Source organism: Paraburkholderia sp. SIMBA_030 (genome assembly GCF_046535245.1).
GTDB lineage: Bacteria > Pseudomonadota > Gammaproteobacteria > Burkholderiales > Burkholderiaceae > Paraburkholderia.
This window is the reverse complement of the sequence record NZ_JAWRXB010000229.1, coordinates 1-318: the sequence shown is the minus strand read 5'-3', so window position 1 is coordinate 318 and position 318 is coordinate 1. Positions and strand designations below refer to the sequence as shown.

The window sequence follows — 318 nt, the reverse complement described above, 5'->3', positions numbered from 1 at the left end:
CGGTTGTTGACCATCGGTGGCGCGTGCTCACCGACCGCATCTTCCAGAATCTGGGTAAGGCGGTTGGTCGGCCAACGGGTCACGGCGGACTTGAACGAGTTCTGTACCGAGGCGTAGAGGTTGCCCACGCCCGTGCCGTGCAGCGCGGAAATGAAGTGGATGTCGGCGAAGTCGACGAAGAATAGCCGGCGCTCCAGCTCGGTCTTCACGTAGGCGCGCTCACCCGGCTCCATGCCATCCCACTTGTTCAGGGCGATGACGATGGCGCGGCCGGCTTCGAGGGCGAAGCCCAGCAGGTTCAGGTCATGGTCGACCACC

At 63.8% G+C, this 318-nt stretch carries 1 pseudogene; it reads right to left on the bottom strand.

Going from position 1 to position 318, the window contains the following annotated elements:
• A pseudogene (locus SB772_RS39785) lies at positions 1-318 on the bottom strand (ribosome biogenesis GTPase Der); the annotation flags it as partial.